Raw genomic sequence first — 19,527 nt, 5'->3', positions numbered from 1 at the left:
CCGGCGATTCGCCGTGGCGCACCTCCTGCAGCGGAGCCGGCTCGCCAGGTCGTGGACGAAGGTGGTCGGCGGATGCCGAAGCGTGGTCAGGTCCCGGACCTTCACGATGGCGCGCGACATTCGACGACGACAGGATGGACGACGATGCCGTCGGGCAACTTGGAGGCCTGCTTTTCTAGCTCAGCCCTCACGTCCGGGACAGTCATCTTCGGAACCTGCCCGCGGCGGCAGTCGGCGGTGTCCCACTTGTCCGTCTCGAACCAGCCGACCAGATAAATGCCCATCTGCGAGCGAAGCCGCACCATGTAGTCCCGGAATAGCTGCTCGTCGATCGCGGTGAACAGTTCGTCGTTCCAGCAGCCCTTGGTCTCGATGACCGCTGTGAGCGCGTCGTACGTTCTGCCGTTGGACTGGCGGCGGACCGCGTTGACGAGGATGTCGGTGCGGCGTCCGACCGGAGCTCCAGGGACGCGACCGACTTCCACCTCCCGGTTCGCGAATACACCTTTGGTCCCGAGTTCCGTCCGGAGAAATCGCGCGATCACGTCCGTGAAGCCGTTCTCGTCGATGGGACGGTAGACTTCCCTCTTCTTGCCGCCCTGTCGGTCCCATAGGTCGCGCACGGGCGTCTGCGCGCCGTGCAGCGCGTCCGCGTACTTCGCGAGCGCCTCGACCAGGATTGCGCCGAGGTCGGCCGCGGAGTTCACCAGCTTGAGGGACGGATCGTCCGCGAACGCGAGCACCTCGCGGGGAGTGGGCGGGGACCATGTCTTGAGACGCATGGCCCTTTCGGCCAGCGTGAGGTCGTAGGCAAGCTGCGTCAGCTGCGGATACTCGGCGATCAGTTCGTTCAGGAGCCTGACGGCCATGTCCGTGCCCATCGTCGAGAGGTGCCGAGGAAGGCCATCGCGAAGATACGCGATCGAGTCCCATGCGCTCATGAAGCCGTTGCGACGTTCTTCATCTTTGCCCGTCGGTGGGTCGAGGCGGGCGACCAGCCGGTAGAGGGCGGCGACGTCGTGCTCGTCGAAATTCCTGTAGAAAGGCGTGCCGAAATCGAAATGCGACGCCAGCCGGCCCACCAGCATGCGTGAAAGCTCATCGTCGGCCTCCATGAGCGCTCTGATGGTCGGCCACGCGCGCGCCGGTGCGCGGCGCAGCAACACGTCCACGACCGCCACGTCCCGTTCGCGGGTGGTGGCGTTGGCTCCGGCGAGGAGGGCGAGGGAGTGATCGAGCGCGGAATCGACGCCGGCCTCCAGAAGGGCATCGAGCAGCGCGGCGTATTCTGCGGGCGTGTTGTCCGGATCGCGAAGTTCGGACGAGATCGCGTAGCGCAGACGATCGTTGCTCCAGCATCCGGGCAGGTGATCGAGTATCGTGAAGAAGGAATGGCTGCCTTCGTTCCCGGGCTTGCGCACCTCCTCGCGCTCGAGACGGATGATCGTGCGGACCGCCGCGACGAATTCCTCCGGCGCGCGGTCGAGGGCTTCGGGGAGGATGACGTCCAGCTCCGGACCTCCCTTCGCGTCGTTGCCGCGAGGCAGACCCACGATCACCGGCGCCCATTTGCGCCAAATCGCGTCTTCGATTCGCGCGTACCGCTCGGGCGACATTTCCTTGAGGACCAGGAACGCTCGAACGCCGGCGACCGCTTGCCGCAGGATCGGCATCGGCCATTGTCCGAGCCATTCGTCGATCCTCGGATCGGCCGACGTGAGATAAGGCATCGCGCCGGCGACGATCCGGTCGCGGATGCCGGGTTCGGCTTCGTTCCAGCCCGGCGTGTCGACGATGAGATAGTCGGTCTCGTCGCCGAAGCCGCGGCTTTTCGGGGTCACGGCGAGGAAGCAGGTCATCTGCCGCCACGCTTCCCATCGGCCAGACTCCGCCTCCGCCAGGAGCAGTCTGATCTTCCCGACCGGGTCGTTTTCGATCGGCGGGGGCAGGCCGTCCTCCATGGCGCGCCATTGCGCTTGCCGCGCCAGCCAATCGTCCCTCATCGGCGAATCCAACGGCACCGCATCGAACCGGGCGCCGTAGCGCGTGCGCACCGACGGCGACCGCCGCATGGCGGCGTGGAGTGCCTCGACATGGTCGGTCTTCTCGTCGTCGAACACCGCATCGATGATGTTGAAGAGCGTTTCGACGTCAACGCCTGGCTCTTCCTCCGCGCCTCCCGGCGCCATCGACAGCAGCCATTCGAGATCCGCCGACTGGACGAATTCGGCCCCCTTGAATAGGAACACGTCTATTGGACGGAGCTGCCTCCGGCTGAGTGCGCGGAGAAGCGTCCTGCGGCGTGGAGCATCTTCCCGCAGCGAGAGCAGGAATCCCTTCTGCGCCTTTCGGTCCAGACCAAGAAAGAGCGGGCGGTGATCGCGCAGTCGGGCCGCGAGGTGGTCGACGAACGCTTCCATGAGGCCCGCGGCGTCGAAGATCGGCCACGCCTTGAACATGATCTCGTCGGCCAGCGACCGCAGATGATGGTTTTCTCTCCGGTCGCCTGCCGCGACGAGCAGGGTGGCCCACTGCAGGGCCGGCATGAGATCTCGCGCCTTCAGCGTCTCCGGAAGTGTCCGGACAAAGTGCGCGTATGCGCCGAAGAAGTGGTCGTCGGAGGGCGTCAACAGCGGAAACAGCTGCTCGGCCGAAATATGGTCCGGCCAAAGCAAGCGCAACGCGTCGCCCTTGATCTCGTGCTGTGAGTCTTCAGCGTCTGCGGCGCCCTGGGCGAGCGGCAGCAACTGCCGAGCGACGTCGGCGTCGAGACAGGGCTTCAGCGCTGCGATGGCGCCCCCGCGAAGCTGAGGATGCTCGGTCGTGTCGAATGCCAGCTGCAGAAGCTCCGCCCTGAGATCCGCGACGCGGCACCGTTCCGCGATCAGCAGGGCGAGACGACGGGTGCTCACGTCGAGACGCCTTTCGACAATGATCGGCCGCAGATCTTCCGTCAGGTCGGCGTGCCGCAGCTTGCTGAATATCTCCGCGTGCTTGTAGACGGAATCCGTGACCCGCTTGTTCTGCACGGCGCCGAAGAGGGACCGGAGGATCGCCCGCTTTGTTTCGTCATCGAGCCCGGAGACGTCGCCCGCGAACAGCGCGACCGGATCCTCAGCGATCAGTGCGGAGCGCACGTCGGTGTCGAGAGAGGCGGCCCACGCCGCGAAGTTCGACAGTTGCGGATAGAGACCGCCGCTCGGATGCCGCACCGCCTTCAATATCGTCGCCGCCGGAACGCCGCGGGCATGAAGATAGATGGCCGCCAGAAACTCGCCGTATCCGCGATGGGCCCAGCCCAGCCGCTGTTCGCCGTGCGAGCCGAACAGGCCCGTGTCGAGAGTTTCGCGCACGTCGTCGTCCGCGCAGGCGAACGCCGCGAAGTCGCCGGTCTCCGTGCTTCCTGCCAAAGCGGATATGGGAATGTCCTCGCTCGGGCATTCGCTATCCATCCCGGTCCAGACGGCGAACTGGTTTCCCAAGATGGTCGCCGCGGCGATCCGCCCGGCGAGACGCATGTGCTGGGCGGCGTTAAGTCGGCCGCGGCGCCCGGTGTCGTGCCGGCTCTTGTTGCTTTCCTCGCTCAGGGCGAGGCAACCAAGCTTGTATAGCTCCCTGCTGCTCTCGGGGAGACTACCATGCTGCCGGTAGATCGCCAGCAGCAGCCTCAACGTGAGCGGCTTGATCGCGAACGGGATGGCGTGAGCGGAGAGCAGCGCCCTCATGAAGCCTTCGGACGGAATATCTTCCGCATCGAGCGCGTTGAAGATGTCTTCCCGGCGCAGCGGAGCGAGCTCGAGAGTGGCGGCCGCCTTCGGCCACAGGCTCTCCAACGCCACTCCCAGAGTTTCGGCCGGCCAGACCGCAGTGCGGCAGGCGATGCGGATCGAGAGGCGGTCGACGGGAAGGCCCGGCAGCTCGGCGGCGATGAGGTTGGCGACGGTTTCTATGCGCAGAAGCGCCTCGTCCAGGCTGTCGAGATGCAGAACGAGGTGCGAGGTATCCTGCTTCCAACGAGTCATCTTCTCGTTCTCGAACACCCTCTGGACGAGAAGCGCCTCGCCGGAGAACGAGCGGAGGTCGAAATAGCAGGATTGAAGCACTCCCTCCCGCGCCGACCTCTCGATGCGGTCCGACTCCACCTTGAGCGTCGTGGACTTCCCAATGCCGGGCTCGCCCAGCAGCGCGAGCGAGCGCCAGCCGGCCAAGGCTTCGAGCGTCCGCGGCGCGTCCGGGTCCAGAGAGCCAACAGGATCGCTCAGGAAGCCGGAATCCGAGATGTCGATCGGACCGCCCAAGGGCACCCAGAACCGGGGCCAAGCGAACTTCGGCTTATTGTCGGCGACGTGAGACATTCGTGATTTCCAGCATGCTGTAGAGATTGCACATCAGCGCTCGTCTTCCGGATACCAGGGTTCGAATTCGAGGGTGTTTTCCTTGCGCATCCGCACGATGTTGGCGGCCGGGCGCGCTCCGCGCAACGCCTCGCGCAGCCAAATCATATTGGGGCAAGCGGCCTCCGTGTCCGCGGTGCAAGGAGGGATGTACGGATGACCACAGAAGGTGCACACGACGGTGCGCGGACGCGAGGCCGACGTCGGCTGCGCAGATTCGGCAGTGACGTACGCGGAACATCAAAGCCGGCCGACATCCTTACTCACCAGTATGAGCGATCGTTCTCAATACTTTATTCGCATCGCCCCGACCTTGATAGAGGCCAAGCAATTCACCTTTGTCGTCAATCGTCTTGATGCGATATAGCGTCCAGCGCCTATCCTTACCTTGCACGATACGCAGGGTCCGACGGCCTGCAAAAATTTGCATCCAAATGACAATCGACAGAGCACAGTGAGCCGACGCGACGGAAAAGCGTGCGGGCGACTGCTGACGACCGCCCGCACGCCGTCGCACCTCAAACAGACCTGGCCCTCTCGAGGTCAATCAATCAGAGACCAAGCCATAGACTACTCAGCAACGCGCGTGCCAGACGACCGGGGGTATCCTTGGGGGGCCACAAGGAGCCGACCGTGCACTGCAGTGAGATTGAGGAATAGACTTCAGCATTCGCGGCGCCAGCGATCCCCTGCATGCCCACCCCGTCAGGAAGTCGGGTTCGACTCGTTCCGTTCCGACGAAGTCGCTCCTTGCCGCTCGCGCTCGAGCCTCGCTGCCTGTAGTCTGGAAAGCTTCTCGAACGTCGCAGACGGCGACATCGTCCTCGGTATGAGGTCTACTGTTCCGACGTATTGTCCCGCCTCGGTTGAAGTCGTTCCGTCGGCAAGCCCGCTATCCGAGCCGGCGATCTGATGAAAGAAGAGTTGGGCTATCGTGTCACCAGGATGCAGCGCCAGCGGAATCTCACCCAAATTCCTGAGCTCAAGAGTGAGGGTGCCGGCGAAGCCGGGATGAATGCCTATTGCGGTCGCTATCGTGAGACCCAGCCTTCCCCATGTGGATCGACCCACGACGTAGGACATTAGATCGCGGGGCAACCGCAGATATTCGAGCGTCCCTGCCAAGATGAACTGGTGCGGATGTATGACGAGCGCCTTTCCGAACGGCACATAGGACCTGGAATAGAGCTTGGCCAGTTCGAGGTGGCGCTGCGCCTTAGGACCGAACGCCAATTCGTCGATCGCGCCGATGAGGGACGGTGACATGAGAGCGAATTCGAACCCCAGGCGGACGTCAATGGAAGCTCTGTCGTTCTTGACCTGCTCGCCCGGCTCCAGGATCGGGCTCACGACGAGCCTCTTAGAAAGCTCACGCGTCTTGAGGCGCTCGCTCAATTCGCTTCCGGACAATACCGTCATGCTCGCATCCAGATTTGTTTGGCCTCGGACAATTCGACAGCCTTCACCAGCAAGGAGTGGAGCTTCTCCGACTTTTCCGCGATCAGAAGCTGGTTCGCTTCCTGCCGGACGGCGAGCCGGTCGAGCCTCGTCAGGAGAACGGCCCATCCTACGTTGAGGATGGAGGACAGTTCAGCGTGGGTCGTGGCTTCCAGGCTGACGCCGAACTCTATCGGCGGAATCGCCATAACGAGCGCTTCGAGGTGCTCCTCAAGATCGTGGTCGAGTTGTTGCGACGTGTAGAGTAGCGAAGGCGCGATCTCCGCGATGTGGTCGTAGGCCGTGCGGAAGACTTCCTCATGCACACTTTCGACCAGGTCCGGGAGCAGACAAAGGATGCGTGCCTCTTCGTCGTCGTATTCCTTGGCGACCAGGCTTTCGATCAACACGTCATCCGCCGCGGGTTGTTCCAGTAGTTGGCTGTTGATGCCCTGGCGGAGTTCGACGCCGGTTATTCTGGCGAAGACGGATGGATGGTCCCATTTGCCCGCTCGGGTCAGATTGCGGAAGGCGATCTTGCGTCTCAGGATCGCCGGCGGATGGCTCCGCGTCAGGATATACTCCGACGTCTTGCCCTGGAGGAAGGCGCAGAGCGCGAAGTAGAACGCCGGTCCAAGCATACAGATGCCGACCGCGTCGGCGAACAGTTCGGCGAGCCAGGATTTGGTCGTCGCGTTGAAGAACGTCTTGCTTTCGGGGCGGATGTCGGCGACGCCCAGAGAAGACAGCACCTTTTGGGAGAACTTCATCAGTTCGTCATCGGAGAAGTCGAATTGCGGTGCGAGCCTCTGATGGATGATGTGGCCGACTTCGTGGGCCACGATGGCGAAATGCGGCAGGATGCCGAGCGCCCGGCTCGGTACCGTTATCCGAAGATACGGCCACTTGGTTTCGGTCGATAGGATCCGCTTCAGGTCCGGCGAGGCGTCCCTTATTCCCTGAAAGTCTGCGAGCTGGAAACGCCTTATCTCGTAGATCGGCGCCGGGAGCGCGCGGAAGAAGGTGACGTTCGGAATATCGAGGAGTTCGATCCATCTCTGCATCGGGCCGACTACCGGATACGGTAGGTCCTCCGTGCCCGAGCCTTCCATCTCGACGAGAAGCGAGTAGACGAGGTTGTTGAGGTCGTTGGTGTCCTTGAGTATCCGCATGCGGTCGTCGCCGGAGGCGGCATCGAACCTTCGCAGATAGTTCAGCGAGGTGTTGGATATCGCTTCGCAGAGATCGAGCCACTCGGACGGGCCCGGCAGGTCTCCGGGATGACCGCGCAACCGGAGTTTCGCGACGTGGGACTTGAGGCGGGAGATCATAAACTCGGCTGCGTTTCGTTCAGCCGATAGGTTCATGTTCCCGCCTCTCAGGACAGATGCGCAGCTTCGGCGGGTTTGTAGGAACTCGCTGCGGATTCGTATTTGAGACTACGGAGGAGCAGATCAATCAGATCCGCCGCGGCCTTTCGTCGCTCGGCCTCGACCTCGCGGCCGCGGCCGAGTTCGGAAAGGACCGCCTCCGTGGCACGTAGCTGCGGGACCAGATCGTTCTGGAGACGGGACGAAAGCATGCGATGCACGAGCTCGTAGGCTTCGATGGTGTCGACGGTCCCCCGCGTGTTCGCGAAGGCGGCGGCGGTCGTCGATGCCGATCCCTCCATGGCCTGGGTGACGAATTTCTGCAGGTTGCGCAGCACCAATTCGCGCCGATCCCGCTCGAGGGCCTGCCCTCGAACCACGGCGAGACTGTCCTCAAGCACGTGGCGAAGTCCGACGGAAAACACGAAATTTTGCGGCCTATCCATGCGACACCATCACGCCGATTTCAGGAGTTTCGCCTGCTTGATGACTTCTTTTCGGATCGGATTCAATTCGACTAAAAACGCGAAACACTGCTGACCGCTCACAAGATCCACAAGCTTCTTGTCGCGGTCGCGAAAATAGATCGACTTTCCGTCCGTGACTAGAACTCCGGGTATGCGCGACGTTTCGCCGATCTTGCGGAATTTCCTGTTTATGCCCGCGAAACTGTCCTTCATCCGCTTCACCGATACCCCAGCCTTCAGCAGACGCGCAATCACCTTGAGGAACACGATGTCGCCGAAAGAGTACATGCGCTTTCGTCCGCGTCCGCGTCCCCCAGGCGTTGTCGGCACGACGATCCCCGATCTACACAGGTAGTCGAGCATCGGCCGCCGGATCTGTGTCAGGGAGACTACCTCTTTCGTCTCGAACAAATCAAGAACCCCTTCGAAATAATAGTCTAGCTCTGAACTATTTTTTATTCAATCGACGGTTGATGAATTCGTCGGCCTCTTTTCCAGAAATCGCCGCGCCTGCGCGCTTAAGATCCTCCGCGACGCAATCGACAGGCTCGGCGGGATTGCGGCGAGACGTCGCCGGACCACTGTCGCGCGGTCGCGAATAGTCCGTCGCGCCGAGCGGCTAGACTCGGAGCGGCGGCGTCATGCGATGGATGAAAGTCCGATGGGAGCGCGGATGCGAGGCGTCAGAAGGGCTGCGCTTCGGTCACGACCGAGAAGACGCACAGATTTCCCATCGCGGTCCGGAGGCGGTTCAGGTCGGCGCCGGTCGCTTCGATGCTCGCGAAACGGCCACGCCCGAACACCCGCAGCACCTGCGCGCGCGAGTTGTCGATGATGAGCTGCTTCAGGTCGGGGGCTTTTCCGCCCTGCGCCTTCAGCGCCGCTTGCTCGTTCAGGCTAACCGTAATCTTCATATTCGTGGTCCCGAGTACGGACGAGCCATGTGCCAACGGCAAATCGCTGCATGCCGTTCCTTAGCACGCAGCGCACAACACAGGGAGTCCTTTCCCTTGTCGTTTCTGGTCCAACCCGAGGTTCATACACATCGAAGTGAGCTTTTTGGCGGCGAAATCAGCCCTTTGGGCCCCCGCCAGCAGCTTGTAAGCCGGATCCACGGACAAGGCACATGCCAGGATTCCGACCACAATCGGGCTGGAAAACGAGGTTCCCTCCCTGTCGTATATATACCTTCGGCTGTAACAAATGGTTATTCCGACCGCGGGCGCAATCACATCCAGGCCCGTTCCGTATGACGAATGAAGGTAATGGAACACCTCTAGATCGTCCAACTTTCCCCACGCGCCATTGGCTTTCTTGGCCTTCGTTTGGACGCCGTGCATCAGCGATCCGACCGGCGCCACCTCGGCCGCTCCCATGCCGCCGACGCCGATGACGTTCGGGAGCCGAGCCGGAATTGCGGGCCGTCTCGAGGCCTCATTGCCGGTGGCGGCGACCACCAGACATCCCTGATCTCTCGCGTAGTTGACCGCGCTAAACAGCACGCGGTCGAACTCGTTTTCGCGACCGTCAGGCACGTACGAGCCGCCCGAAATGTTGATCAGATCGACCTGCATATCCGCCAGCAGGTGTATCGCCGCGGGGATCAATTCGCTGTCGATCCGATCCACATAGTCCTTGTCCGACACGTCGACGAAGAGCACCTCGGCGTCCGGGGCAATCCCGCTATCGGTCTCGCCGCGGCCTCTTCCGCAGAGAACCTGGCAGACGTGCGTGCCATGGCTCGTGGGGGGCACGTAGTCGAAGTCGAGCGCCTGTCCTTCCGCGTTCATGAACTTGAGGTGCGCAAGCGACGGCCAGGGCTGAAAGCCGAGATCGATCACGCCGATGCGGACACCCGCGCCGCCGTTCTCTCTGGAAGCGCCCACGATGGATTTCCACCAAGGCTTGCCGCCGACATAGGTAATCGCCTCGCATCGACAGGAGGTCGCAGAGGATGGCCGCATCACGATCGTATTCCAATGACCGTCCATCGGCTTGACGACCGCCATCCTCGGGTACGTGTTCGAAAGCACCGGCACCTCAACCATGCCGTCTTCGATCTCGCTGCCGAAACTCGATCCGTCCGGAAAGACGAACTCGACGTACCCTTTTATGGTGTGCCCTTCGGGACAACCGCACTTGAGCATCATCGCGCATCACCCCGGCTACACGTCGGCCCAATCGATCCTGATCATGATGCGCGGAAGCAGCCACGCGACCGTCACTCCGGCGTTGTGGGACGCCGCGAAGTTCTGGGCATAGGAACGGGGAGACAGTTCGGAATTGAAGTAACCGAGGCGGTTGGCGATGCCGGATACGAAGAGGAAGTTCGGCGAAGGGATGCAGAGCCTGATCACGCCGTGGGTCGTCTCCACCGAGCCGATCGTTCGCTTGGGCGCGACCGAAGAGAACGAGGCGAGTGCTTCCGGATCCGTCCAGACGTAGTTGTCGGGATTGGTGACGTTCACGTTGCTGACCGCGACCGACGTGGTCGACACGATCAGGATGGGCGGAGTGGCCGGAACGAGCGGAGGCGGCAGGAATCTGGTCTCGACGTTGGGCCTCGCTTCGCGATCGAGCCACGCCATCAGTCCGTTGGTGCTCGTGCGATCCGCTTCGTCGACCAGGCTTCCGATGCGATCGTTGGACCAACGGCTTTCCGGATTCGGGGAAGTGGGATACGGGTCGAACAAAAAGCACGAGGAACCGACGGATACGGAGCCGTTGAACGATCGGGCGTCGGGAAGGCTCGCCGTGCCGACGGCCACCACGAGATCGGGCGGTTGCCCGGCGGCGGCGATCATAGGAAGGACGCGGGCCTTCTCCTCCGAGCTCGATGCGCTCTTGGCGGGATCCATCAGATCCTTGATGCACCAGACCTCGACGGCGGACTCGCCGGAGAGGTATGCCGCTCTTGCCGGGATCTTGTGCGAACGTCCGACGCTCCACGGTATCTCTACGCACGGCGGGGCGACCTCCTGCGGAAAATCGGCCGGGCGCCCGTTGGTGCTCCGGAGAACCGCCACCAGCGGCTCCGCCTCCCAACTCTTGTTGACGACGATCATTGCGCGTGTAGGCATCGCTTTTCTCTAGCAAACGTGGAATCCTCCTTCCATCGCATGCGGACCGGCGCTTCGTCCAGAAATTCGTCCGGACGAGGCCGGTCTTCGGGAAGCGGGGGCTAACCAATGGCGGATGAGGCCAAGAACGATCCCGAACAGACGCCTTTCGTGGTCACCGACGTCCTCGAGGGCAAGAAGCTCGAGGACGGCATTGGCGTCTGCCTTTCCGGTGGCGGCTTTCGCGCGATGCTCTTCCACCTCGGCAGCCTGATCCGCCTCAACGAGCTCGGACTGCTTCCGGCCATCAACCGCTTCTCTAGCGTTTCCGGAGGATCGCTCGCGGCCGGCATTCTCGCGGCAGGATGGTCCGGTCTCGCCTTCGACGCCAACGGCGTCGCGACGGGCTTCCACGACAACGTCTCCGAGCCACTTCTCAAGCTCGCGCGGAAACGCGTCGACATACCGTCGATCCTGCTCGGCTTTCTTCCCTTTGTCCATGCCGCCAACGTGGCGGCATGGACCTACGACAGATCCGTCTTCGGTTCGAAGACGCTAAGGGACCTTCCGGATCTTCCGCGCTTCGTCTTCACCTCGACCAGCCTGCAGACCGGCGTGCTCTGGCGTTTCGCGAAGGAATACGCGGCCGACTGGCGCGTCGGCCAATGGGCGAATCCGGATCTCAAATTGGCGCTCGCGGTCGCCGCCTCCGCAGGCTTTCCTCCGCTGCTGTCCCCCGCCCGCGTCAAGCCCCCGAAGGGCGCGATCAAATCGTGGGGCGAGCCCACGACGCTGGCCCGGATCCCAATTCACCGACAAGCTGTTCCTCACCGATGGAGGCGTCTACGACAATCTCGGTCTCGAACCCGTGTGGAAACGCTATCGGACGCTCCTCGTCAGCGATGGTGGAGCTGTGACGCAACCGATCGCGCGGCCCTGGACGAACTGGTACTCCCAATTCAGACGCGTGCTCGACGTCTCCCTGCAGCAGGGCATCAACACCCGGATCCGGATCCTTCACGGCCTCGATCGGTCGCAGGCCAGGACGGTCGCCTATTGGGGCATCGGCACGACGGTGGACAGCTACGGACAGGGCAATCCGCTTGGCTTCACCGCCGACATGACGGCCCGGGCAGCCGTCGTACCGACGCGGCTGACGAAGTTCAGCGCCGAAACCCGCCGGCTTCTAGTCAGGGCCGGCTACGCGCACACAGAAGCTGCGCTCGCCGCCAGCCGAGTTCCGATTCCTCATCCGTGCGCCCCGAGTTTCGATCGGCTTCCGGACGTCGGTTAGGAGCTTGGCATGTCCTTTGTCGAACAGAACACCGCCTACGAGAAGTGGATGAGGACGGCATGTGCCGTCGTGGAGGAGGATCTCGAACGCAAGCACGATCGGATGAGCAAGAACGCGTTCAGGTTTCTCAGGGCAACCTTCTTCCGCTGGGCGCAAACGGTCCGAACGACGGCTCCCGAGATATTGAAGCTGCCCACTCCCCTCGCCGTCGGCGACGCCCACGTCGAGAACTTCGGCACCTGGCGTGACGCCGAAGCGAGGCTGGTTTGGGGCGTCAACGACCACGACGATGCCGCTGAAATCCCGTACGCCTCGGACATGCTCAGGCTCGCTGTGAGCGTGCGCCTCGCCGGGTTCGGCGTCGGAAACCGCGAGGCGGCGCAAGCGATCTTCGACGGCTACGGCGAAGGACTGCGCGACCCCGGACCCACGCTGCTCGACCAAAAGGAAGTGTGGATGCGCGACTACGTCACGGTCACCGACGAGCAGCGCAAGTCGTTTTGGGGAAGTGATAGATGGGTACCCAGATGCGCATCCGTCCCAGAACGCTAAATCCGCCCTCCTCGCAAGCCTGCCGGCCGGAGCCGCGTTCGAACGTTTCGCGAGTGCCAGCAAAGGCGGAGGCAGTCTAGGACGGCCACGCTACGTCGCGGTGGCGACCTGGCGAGGCGGCCGAATAGCCCGCGAAGCCAAGGCGCTGCTGTCGTCGGGCTGGGACTGGGCGGCCGGAGACGCCGGCCGCCCAAGCAGATTCGACGACGCCGTGAACCTGGTATCGTCCGCACCGGATCCATTTCTGCGCACCGATCACGGGTTCATCGTGCGGCGCATCGCGGCGGACACTCGAAGAGTCGAGCGCGATGCGAACTTCGACCGGAAGCTGGACGCGAGACTTCTGAGGGCGATGGGCTCCGAGATCGGTTCGCTTCACGCCTCGACGCCCCGGCTAAAGCACGCGATTTTGGACGACCTCGAACGGAGGGACGCGGGCTGGCTTCACGAGAGAGCCAAGGCGGCGACATCGGCGGTCGAAGCCGACTTCGCCGAGTGGAACGCCTCCGGCGCTCGAAGCTCATCCGACAAACAACGGGATTGATTTTCTGCGGCACAAGCTTAAGGTGTGCGAGCTAAATAATAAACGCATTCGATCTTTTCTGCGCCGGCATTGCACCGGTAGGATTTTCGCGTCCGTTTTCGGTCCGTCATGCGGGCGTTGCGTCCGATAGCCATCATGAGCGGTCAAAATTATTGGGAGGGGTCATGGTACAGATCGATTTCGCACGTCTGAAGAAGGTCGCCGATCAGGTCGACGCACTCCAGCAGGGCCAGTTGCTCGGGAAGTTCAGGCCCGACCGTATCCCGAAGATCGTATTCCCCGCGGCTCCCCTCAGTTGTTCGGCCTTCGAGGCCGCGGTGAGCCCGGATTGCACGTACCGACTGATCTCCGCTGCACTCGAGGAAGCCAAGCACACCCTTCTGGTGTACGTGTATGAGATCCACGCTGAATATCTGGTCGATCTCGTCAAGCAGGCGCACGCCAAGGGAGCGAAAGTCCGCCTGATGTACGACCGCGGCGGCACGCACGCCGAGGAGCGCGACGTACTGGATGCGCTCGACGATACCGGATTCGAGATCAAGCCGGCGCCATCTAGCGGCGGACGCGGCGTCTTCACCGTCTGCCACCAGAAGTTCGTCGTGATCGACGGCAAGACCGTCGTCGTCGAGAGTGCGAACTGGGCCGAGACCTCGATACCGCTCATCGAGGATGGCGATCCCTTCAAGAAGGGAAATCGCGAATGGATGCTCCGCATGGACGACGCGGAGATCGCGAAATTCTTCACCTCGGTGTTCGACGCCGACTGGGAAATCCCCGATCTCGGCGAAGCCGGCGCACTTGTATCGGTCGACGAGGATGACGTCACCGGCTCGCTGATGGTGCCGGCGGAGCTTGTCGCCCGTCCTCAGAAGACATTCGATATCGACAAGTTCAACGGCGCCACGAACGTCATGCCGATATTCTCGCCCGACAACTATTTCGACGTCATCTCCGCACTCCTGGAGAAGGCCGAGAAGAGTATCATCCTCCAGCAGCAGTACGTCCTGGCCGGCGACAAGGTCGACGACTTGCTCCAGATCGTGGCGGAGCGCCGCGAAAAGGGCGTCGACGTGCGCATCATGGCGAGCGCCACGTTCCCGAAGAACTGGAATCTCACCATAGAGACTCTCGACGCAGTCGGGCTCAAGGATTGCCTGAAGGCATTGAACCTCAAGTTCTTCACGCATCTGCACAACAAGGGCGTCATCGTCGACCGCACCCACGTGGCGGTCTCGTCGACCAATTGGAGCGCCAACTCGATCACGAAGGCACGCGAGGCGGGCGTGCTGCTGACGTCCCCGCACCTGGCTGGCTACTATGCCGGGGTATTTGACGAGGATTGGAACGAGGGCATCGCCGCGGACGACGTCAGGAAGAAGTTGCTCGATGTGGGTGGCGGAGAAATCGTCTGATCATGGACCTTCTGCTCCTAAGAAAGCGAGAACTCGAGCGCCGGACGAAGGAACTGCCGGCCGAGGTCGAGGAGTGGAAGGCCCTCGCGGAGACTGATCTCGATTCGAACCTGCACTGGAGCCAGATGGAGGCGATCGGTGAACTGATCGCCGCCTATCGCGCCAAGTACGATGCCGTGCTCGGCAACCTGCCGGCCGAAGCCGACAAGGCATCGTACGAAGCCGCGCTGTACGACCTTCTGATGGCGATCGCATCGGCACAGCGCGCCTGGGACTTCTTCCGCAGAAAGTTCGACCAACGCAAGTCCGACCGGTTCCGCAAGCGTCTCCGGGCGGCCGACATCATCGCGATCGACTGTTACGACGCGGCGATCGGGACCGCGAAAGCGAAGGGCTGGATCAAAGCGGAAGAAGTGCGGGAGCCACCTCTCACCTACCTCAGCCCTGACATCTCGCCGATGACCTGGGCGCGCGGCACGCGTCCGAACGACGGACAGAGCGAGGAGCTGGCCGGCCAGACCCTTCCGATTCCCGTAGTGGAGGTGCCCTACGACCAGACGGCGAACGTCTGGGAATTCTTATCCATTTCTCACGAAGTCGGCCACGAGATCGACGCTGACCTCAAGCTTCTTCCCGCGATCAAGACTAATCTTTCGGCCATATTCGCGACCGGCGCTATTCCGAACGAGCGCCGACGCCGATGGCTAGGGTGGGCCTCAGAGATATTCCCGGATCTACTCGCGCTACAGTTCTCCGGACCTGCATTCGCTTACATGCTGAGGAACGTACTCATACTCCCTCCGGACCAAGTGACCCAGATCATCGCCGGCGATGCTCACCCGAACCACTACATACGCGTGCTTCTCTGCGCCGCCTACATCAGGACCATGGGCGCTGCTTCGGCGGACGCGGCCTTCCGTGGCGCGCTCGAGCGGCATGCCGACACACTTGAGGCCGATTGGAAGCCGCTCTACGGGGATCCCGTTGCGTTGAAAGATTATCTTCCCGACATCCCGCAAATCATCGCCGGTGTGATGGACTCGCCGATACCGAGCATGGGGGGCACGACGTTGCGTTCGCTGGTGGAATACACCAATGCGCACGAGGACGCGATCACGAAATGCGCCACATCGCTGAGGCAATTCAACTCCAACGTCGGGATCGCACCCCGGCACGCCGTTTCCTCAGTCAGGATCGCGATCAACGACGCCATCGCGAACAACTCGTTCGACGCGGAGATAGACAATCTGTCGATCAACGCCATCCTACTGCTCGACCGAAATGCGCCCAAGGGCAAACGAAGCATCACCGATCCTCTCATGTCGCCGCCCTCGGCTCGCAAATCCAGAATCGATCGTTTCGTGTCGCAGGAACTGAGTCGATCGCTGTCGCCGCTTGCAGCCGCGCCAGTCGGTCAGGCCGTGGAAGGATGACGGACTCATGGATATGATCCTACGCTTCACGCGCGAAAGCGGCCTGCCGAACGCGAAGAGCTCCTCGATTTCGCTCGAGCGAGGTCGCGGATCCGATGAATCCTACCTCGTCGCATGGGCGCCATCCGAAGAGGAAATGACGACGCAGCCACCGTTCGCGGGAACGCAGGTAACCCTGCCGGCGTGGTCCGCCGAACAGTCGTCGAAGGGACCAACCCCCGACTGGTTATGGTCGCTGATTCCCCCCGACGCCCGCCAGAAGATGACCAGCTCCGCCGAGCCGGTTCAGTTGCTGATCGAAAGCGGCAATGTGGCCGTGGATCTGCTGCCTTGGGAATCTCTCCCGCGTTTGAATCTGAATCCCGCCGGTTTGTCGGTCGCACGCCTGGTGCCATCGTCATTGAAGCCGCCGCCGATCACCGTCGTTCCGCCGCTGCGTCTGCTGCTGATCTCATCCAATGCCGACGACGATCTTGCCTTCAGCGAGAGGGACCGGACCATCCTGAAGGCGGCGGCCAATCCGCAGTTCTACGACGTCCGGGAGGTTAGGGATGCAACCGGAACGAGCGTGATGGCGGTCGTGCACGAGTTCGATCCGCATATCGTCCACTTCTTAGGACATGGCGGCATAGTGAGCGGTGAAGGCGCCGTGATTCTACGCGACGAGAAGACCGGCTTGACGAACTGGATCCGTGCCTCGCAGGTGTCGCGCGGTCTCCCGGTATCGACCAGGCTGCTGTGCATCAGCACGGGCTTCTCGCAACGCAACTACGACCTCTCCGGACTGGTCTGCATCGCCAACGCTCCACAGGCCGTCCGCCTTCCCACCAGCATCGTCAACCGTTCCGACGTCGACGAGGCCGGCGTCTCTGCGTTCTGGGGCAAGTTCTACTCCGGACTCATCGACGAACGAGGAAATGTCCTCGGCGCGTACAACGCAGCGCTCGCGCGTTTGATCGGCACCACCACCGCGACCGTGCCGGAAAGCTTCTCGCTGGTCGTGCGCGAGGGGGGCGATCGACCCTTGAGGATTGGAAGGACGATCGACCCGGTTCAGCATGCCGCCGAAGTTCAGGCCCAGCTCGCCGCGAGGCTGGCCGCGGATCTGAAGGAAAGGTTGAAGACGTTCGAGGACACCGACATGGGGAAGGCTTTGGGAGAAAGCTACGACGAGGAGCGGTCGCGCTTCTCGACGTTCTCCTCGACCGCCGCAAGCTTCGATTCGGAGTGACGAGAGATGTCGTACGACGAGTTCAGGGTCCAGATTACGCCGAATATCAACGGACAGTTGGCGCTGCAGATCCTGGAATCGCCCATAGCTGCGGCGGCGGGACCCAAGGGGCAACCCGAAGCGGTTTTCGACGCCGCGGACCTGGCCGCGATCCGCGACAAGACGAAATTTGGAAACGGAGGCAACTTGGGGGAGATGCAGCGAATCGGCCAGGCCGTCTACAGATCCGTCACCAATCCCGCCGTGCAGGCGGCACTCGACGCCGCGCTTCAGAAATCGTCGGAAAACCAACGTAACCTGCGCATTGTCTTCTCGACCCTCTCGCTCGACGCTCCGCAGCAGGGGGTTCGTCTGTCCGAAATTCCCTTCGAGACGATCTACACGCCTGCAAGCGGCTTCTACGCTTCCGCCCTGCAAACCCCCGTGAGCAGGACCCTGGTCGCCAAGCCAGACCGTCCTACCGTTCCGCTCGCGCCGCCACTTCGCATCCTGCTGGTGGCTGCGAGCCCGCAAGGGTGGCCCCCAGCCAACATCGCGAAGGAAACGGCGACCGTCAAAGAAGCATTGAAGGAGTTGGAGACAAACCGTCTCGTGACAGTCGATCCGTGCATTCCGCCGACGCGGGGCGAGTTGAACAAGCGGCTGCTTAGCGGTGGTTACCACGTCGTGCACTTCGCTGGGCACGGCGGCGTCGGGCAGATCGGCGGGGATCCCACGCCGCGCGCGTTTCTCTGCCTCCAGGCGGAGGACGGCGGGCTCGATCCGCTCGACGCGTTCACGTTCGACTCCATGCTGAAGAACTGCACCTCGGCGAACCTCGTCGTAATCACCGGCTGCTCGACGGCGGCGCTTCCGCCTTCAATTGCGGGAGCCCCCTACGGGACCACGGCGTTCGACGGAATCGCGCAGCGCCTGGTCAGCCCCGGAAGTCTTTCGTTCGTATCCGCCGTGGTCGCCATGCAATTCGATCTGGAATCGGCCGCCGCGGTGTCGTTCAGTGGTAAATTCTACGGAACGCTGCTCAACCCCGGTACCACCATCGACGAGGCGGTCACCGCGGCCCGATCGCAGATCGCCGCGACGACATCGATCGGGTCTCCCGGCTGGGCGAACCCGGTCCTGTACTGGCGCTGCAAGGACGGGCGTCCCTTCGACGTGCGGACCTACCATGACGAAACGCTTCCGCCCGAGGACGAGAAGAAGATCATGGCGCTCAAGATCCAGGTGGAGGCGTATCGGGCGAGCCTGCAGGATCTCATGATGCAGCCGCCGGCGGTGCAGGCCGCCGCCGCGGACTTCCGGCAGTCGATCGCCGCGAAGATCGACGGCTTTTTGTCGCAGATCAGCGACATCATGGGAAATGCGATCAGGTTGAAGGGAGGTCTGCCGGACGCGCAGGACGTGATCGACTTCCGTCTATCCGCGAGATTGCGCGCCGATGCACGGCTCGACAAGGTGCGAGCGAAGATCAGCTTCGAGGAGGACGCTTTCGACTTCGTATCCGCGACGAAGGGAGCGGCTGCACCGAAGGCGCCGCTCTCCAATGCGACGGACGGCGTGCTAGAGATCTTAATTGAGAACGTGTCGGGGGGCGCCATATTGGCGGCAGGCGAGTACGAGATCGCGCGGATCCGGATGAAAGTTAAAGACCGCACCCAGAGCACTCGCGTCCTGACCGTCTTCGAACTATCGATCGACGCGGCCCCCGACGTCTTCTATTCGAGCGTGGACGGTTATGCCTTTTTGTCATGAGCTCTTTGTTGGGCTTGTTCGGTGCGGCTCAACAGTTGAAGCGGAGTCGCGTCGCACCCGGCCGTCTGATTCTTTTCGCAAAGCAGGAGGTCTGTCGTGATCGTGGTCAACATGCCGGGAGGCGCGGTTCAAAATGTCGAAGAAGGTGAGTTGCTTTGGTTGCGAAAGGCGTTCGACAGCGAATGGAAGGACGCGACGATGCTGCAGCTTGCAAACGATCGCATCTATTCGGTCGAGTCTGTAAGCGGTTTGGTGAAAAAGCTCGATGGCGCGAAGGTCAGGGTCGCCGAATTCTCGGCTCCCGACGCAACGCTCAAACTTACTGTAAGCGCACAAAGAGTTCGCCAAATCATAGCGAGCGACCCTGCCATCTACCACGCAAAGGCCAAGTCAGTGCTGATCTTCGCCGGAAGGATGCAACTCGCGGTCCGCGAAACTCCGGATGCAGCGCGCGGTTTGCTGGACGAAGCCGCGGTCGCGTAGGCGCGTTGCGGTTAGCCCAGGCTTGATCAAGATGCCGATCGCCGATCCAACGCGGCGTTGGCCAATCGTCGTTAACCGCCGGCCGGAACGGAGTCAAAT

16 protein-coding genes and 1 pseudogene are annotated in these 19,527 nt (G+C 62.3%); 9 read left to right on the top strand and 8 right to left on the bottom strand.

From position 1 onward, the window contains the following. Positions 1-101: 101 nt before the first annotated feature. The 8 genes from ACVWZM_RS20280 to ACVWZM_RS20245 form a co-directional block, all read right to left on the bottom strand. Positions 102-4,355 carry a hypothetical protein gene (locus ACVWZM_RS20280; protein ID WP_456854451.1) on the bottom strand — a complete coding sequence of 1,418 codons (4,254 nt, stop codon included), beginning with the start codon at positions 4,353-4,355 and terminating at the stop codon, positions 102-104. A gap of 744 nt (positions 4,356-5,099) precedes the next feature. Then, positions 5,100-5,813 carry a dCTP deaminase gene (gene dcd, locus ACVWZM_RS20275; protein WP_456854450.1) on the bottom strand — a complete coding sequence of 238 codons (714 nt, stop codon included), beginning with the start codon at positions 5,811-5,813 and terminating at the stop codon, positions 5,100-5,102. After that, the gene (locus tag ACVWZM_RS20270) at positions 5,810-6,943 is read right to left on the bottom strand and encodes a hypothetical protein (RefSeq protein ID WP_456854448.1); all 1,134 of its coding nucleotides are present in this window, start codon (positions 6,941-6,943) and stop codon (positions 5,810-5,812) included. The genes dcd and ACVWZM_RS20270 overlap by 4 nt, the downstream gene beginning before the upstream one ends. A gap of 266 nt (positions 6,944-7,209) precedes the next feature. Continuing rightward, positions 7,210-7,602 carry a hypothetical protein gene (locus tag ACVWZM_RS20265; RefSeq protein ID WP_456854447.1) on the bottom strand — a complete coding sequence of 131 codons (393 nt, stop codon included), beginning with the start codon at positions 7,600-7,602 and terminating at the stop codon, positions 7,210-7,212. 54 nt (positions 7,603-7,656) lie between these two features. Continuing rightward, entirely contained in the window at positions 7,657-8,079 is a 423-nt protein-coding gene (locus tag ACVWZM_RS20260; RefSeq protein WP_456854445.1) for a MerR family transcriptional regulator, read from the bottom strand. Positions 8,080-8,351: 272 nt separating this feature from the next. Continuing rightward, positions 8,352-8,582 (bottom strand): hypothetical protein, encoded by a 231-nt coding sequence (locus tag ACVWZM_RS20255; RefSeq protein WP_456854444.1) that lies wholly within the window; start codon positions 8,580-8,582, stop codon positions 8,352-8,354. A gap of 60 nt (positions 8,583-8,642) precedes the next feature. After that, positions 8,643-9,818, bottom strand: a complete 1,176-nt coding sequence (locus ACVWZM_RS20250; protein WP_456854443.1) for a S8 family peptidase — start codon at positions 9,816-9,818, stop codon at positions 8,643-8,645. A gap of 15 nt (positions 9,819-9,833) precedes the next feature. Next, positions 9,834-10,472, bottom strand: a complete 639-nt coding sequence (locus tag ACVWZM_RS20245; protein WP_456854441.1) for a hypothetical protein — start codon at positions 10,470-10,472, stop codon at positions 9,834-9,836. A 384-nt stretch (positions 10,473-10,856) separates the two neighbouring features. Between ACVWZM_RS20245 and ACVWZM_RS20240 the strand changes: the two are divergent. The 9 genes and pseudogenes from ACVWZM_RS20240 to ACVWZM_RS20200 all read left to right on the top strand — a co-directional run. Beyond that, positions 10,857-11,417, top strand: a pseudogene (locus ACVWZM_RS20240) (patatin-like phospholipase family protein); the annotation flags it as partial. Between the two features lie 223 nt (positions 11,418-11,640). Then, on the top strand, positions 11,641-12,021 hold the full coding sequence (locus ACVWZM_RS20235) for a hypothetical protein (protein ID WP_456856877.1): 381 nt from the start codon (positions 11,641-11,643) through the stop codon (positions 12,019-12,021). A gap of 9 nt (positions 12,022-12,030) precedes the next feature. Then, a complete protein-coding gene (locus ACVWZM_RS20230; RefSeq protein ID WP_456854440.1) occupies positions 12,031-12,573 on the top strand; it encodes a DUF2252 family protein in 543 nt (180 codons plus the stop codon). A gap of 100 nt (positions 12,574-12,673) precedes the next feature. Next, complete coding sequence (locus tag ACVWZM_RS20225) at positions 12,674-13,117, top strand: hypothetical protein (protein WP_456854439.1); 444 nt, start codon at positions 12,674-12,676, stop codon at positions 13,115-13,117. Between the two features lie 164 nt (positions 13,118-13,281). Further along, entirely contained in the window at positions 13,282-14,529 is a 1,248-nt protein-coding gene (locus ACVWZM_RS20220; RefSeq protein ID WP_456854438.1) for a phospholipase D-like domain-containing protein, read from the top strand. A gap of 2 nt (positions 14,530-14,531) precedes the next feature. Then, complete coding sequence (locus ACVWZM_RS20215) at positions 14,532-15,962, top strand: hypothetical protein (protein ID WP_456854436.1); 1,431 nt, start codon at positions 14,532-14,534, stop codon at positions 15,960-15,962. A 13-nt stretch (positions 15,963-15,975) separates the two neighbouring features. Further along, positions 15,976-17,193, top strand: a complete 1,218-nt coding sequence (locus tag ACVWZM_RS20210; RefSeq protein WP_456854434.1) for a CHAT domain-containing protein — start codon at positions 15,976-15,978, stop codon at positions 17,191-17,193. Positions 17,194-17,199: 6 nt separating this feature from the next. Continuing rightward, on the top strand, positions 17,200-18,945 hold the full coding sequence (locus tag ACVWZM_RS20205; protein ID WP_456854433.1) for a CHAT domain-containing protein: 1,746 nt from the start codon (positions 17,200-17,202) through the stop codon (positions 18,943-18,945). A 96-nt stretch (positions 18,946-19,041) separates the two neighbouring features. Beyond that, entirely contained in the window at positions 19,042-19,428 is a 387-nt protein-coding gene (locus tag ACVWZM_RS20200) for a hypothetical protein (RefSeq protein ID WP_456854432.1), read from the top strand. The last annotated feature ends 99 nt before the right edge of the window (positions 19,429-19,527 follow it).

Source organism: Bradyrhizobium sp. USDA 4501 (assembly GCF_054062115.1).
The sequence above is the reverse complement of the archived record's forward strand: the minus strand, read 5'-3'. Positions and strand labels throughout refer to the sequence as shown.

Bases quoted from the DNA above. Each gene is read 5' to 3' on its own strand.
- ACVWZM_RS20280 (WP_456854451.1), bottom strand. From the start codon at position 4,355: ATGTCTCACGTCGCCGACAATAAGCCGAAGTTCGCTTGGCCCCGGTTC.
- dcd (WP_456854450.1), bottom strand. From the start codon at position 5,813: ATGACGGTATTGTCCGGAAGCGAATTGAGCGAGCGCCTCAAGACGCGT.
- ACVWZM_RS20270 (WP_456854448.1), bottom strand. From the start codon at position 6,943: ATGGAAGGCTCGGGCACGGAGGACCTACCGTATCCGGTAGTCGGCCCG.
- ACVWZM_RS20255 (WP_456854444.1), bottom strand. From the start codon at position 8,582: ATGAAGATTACGGTTAGCCTGAACGAGCAAGCGGCGCTGAAGGCGCAG.
- ACVWZM_RS20250 (WP_456854443.1), bottom strand. From the start codon at position 9,818: ATGATGCTCAAGTGCGGTTGTCCCGAAGGGCACACCATAAAAGGGTAC.
- ACVWZM_RS20245 (WP_456854441.1), bottom strand. From the start codon at position 10,472: ATGATCGCCGCCGCCGGGCAACCGCCCGATCTCGTGGTGGCCGTCGGC.
- ACVWZM_RS20230 (WP_456854440.1), top strand. From the start codon at position 12,031: ATGTCCTTTGTCGAACAGAACACCGCCTACGAGAAGTGGATGAGGACG.
- ACVWZM_RS20220 (WP_456854438.1), top strand. From the start codon at position 13,282: ATGGTACAGATCGATTTCGCACGTCTGAAGAAGGTCGCCGATCAGGTC.
- ACVWZM_RS20215 (WP_456854436.1), top strand. From the start codon at position 14,532: ATGGACCTTCTGCTCCTAAGAAAGCGAGAACTCGAGCGCCGGACGAAG.
- ACVWZM_RS20210 (WP_456854434.1), top strand. From the start codon at position 15,976: ATGATCCTACGCTTCACGCGCGAAAGCGGCCTGCCGAACGCGAAGAGC.
- ACVWZM_RS20205 (WP_456854433.1), top strand. From the start codon at position 17,200: ATGTCGTACGACGAGTTCAGGGTCCAGATTACGCCGAATATCAACGGA.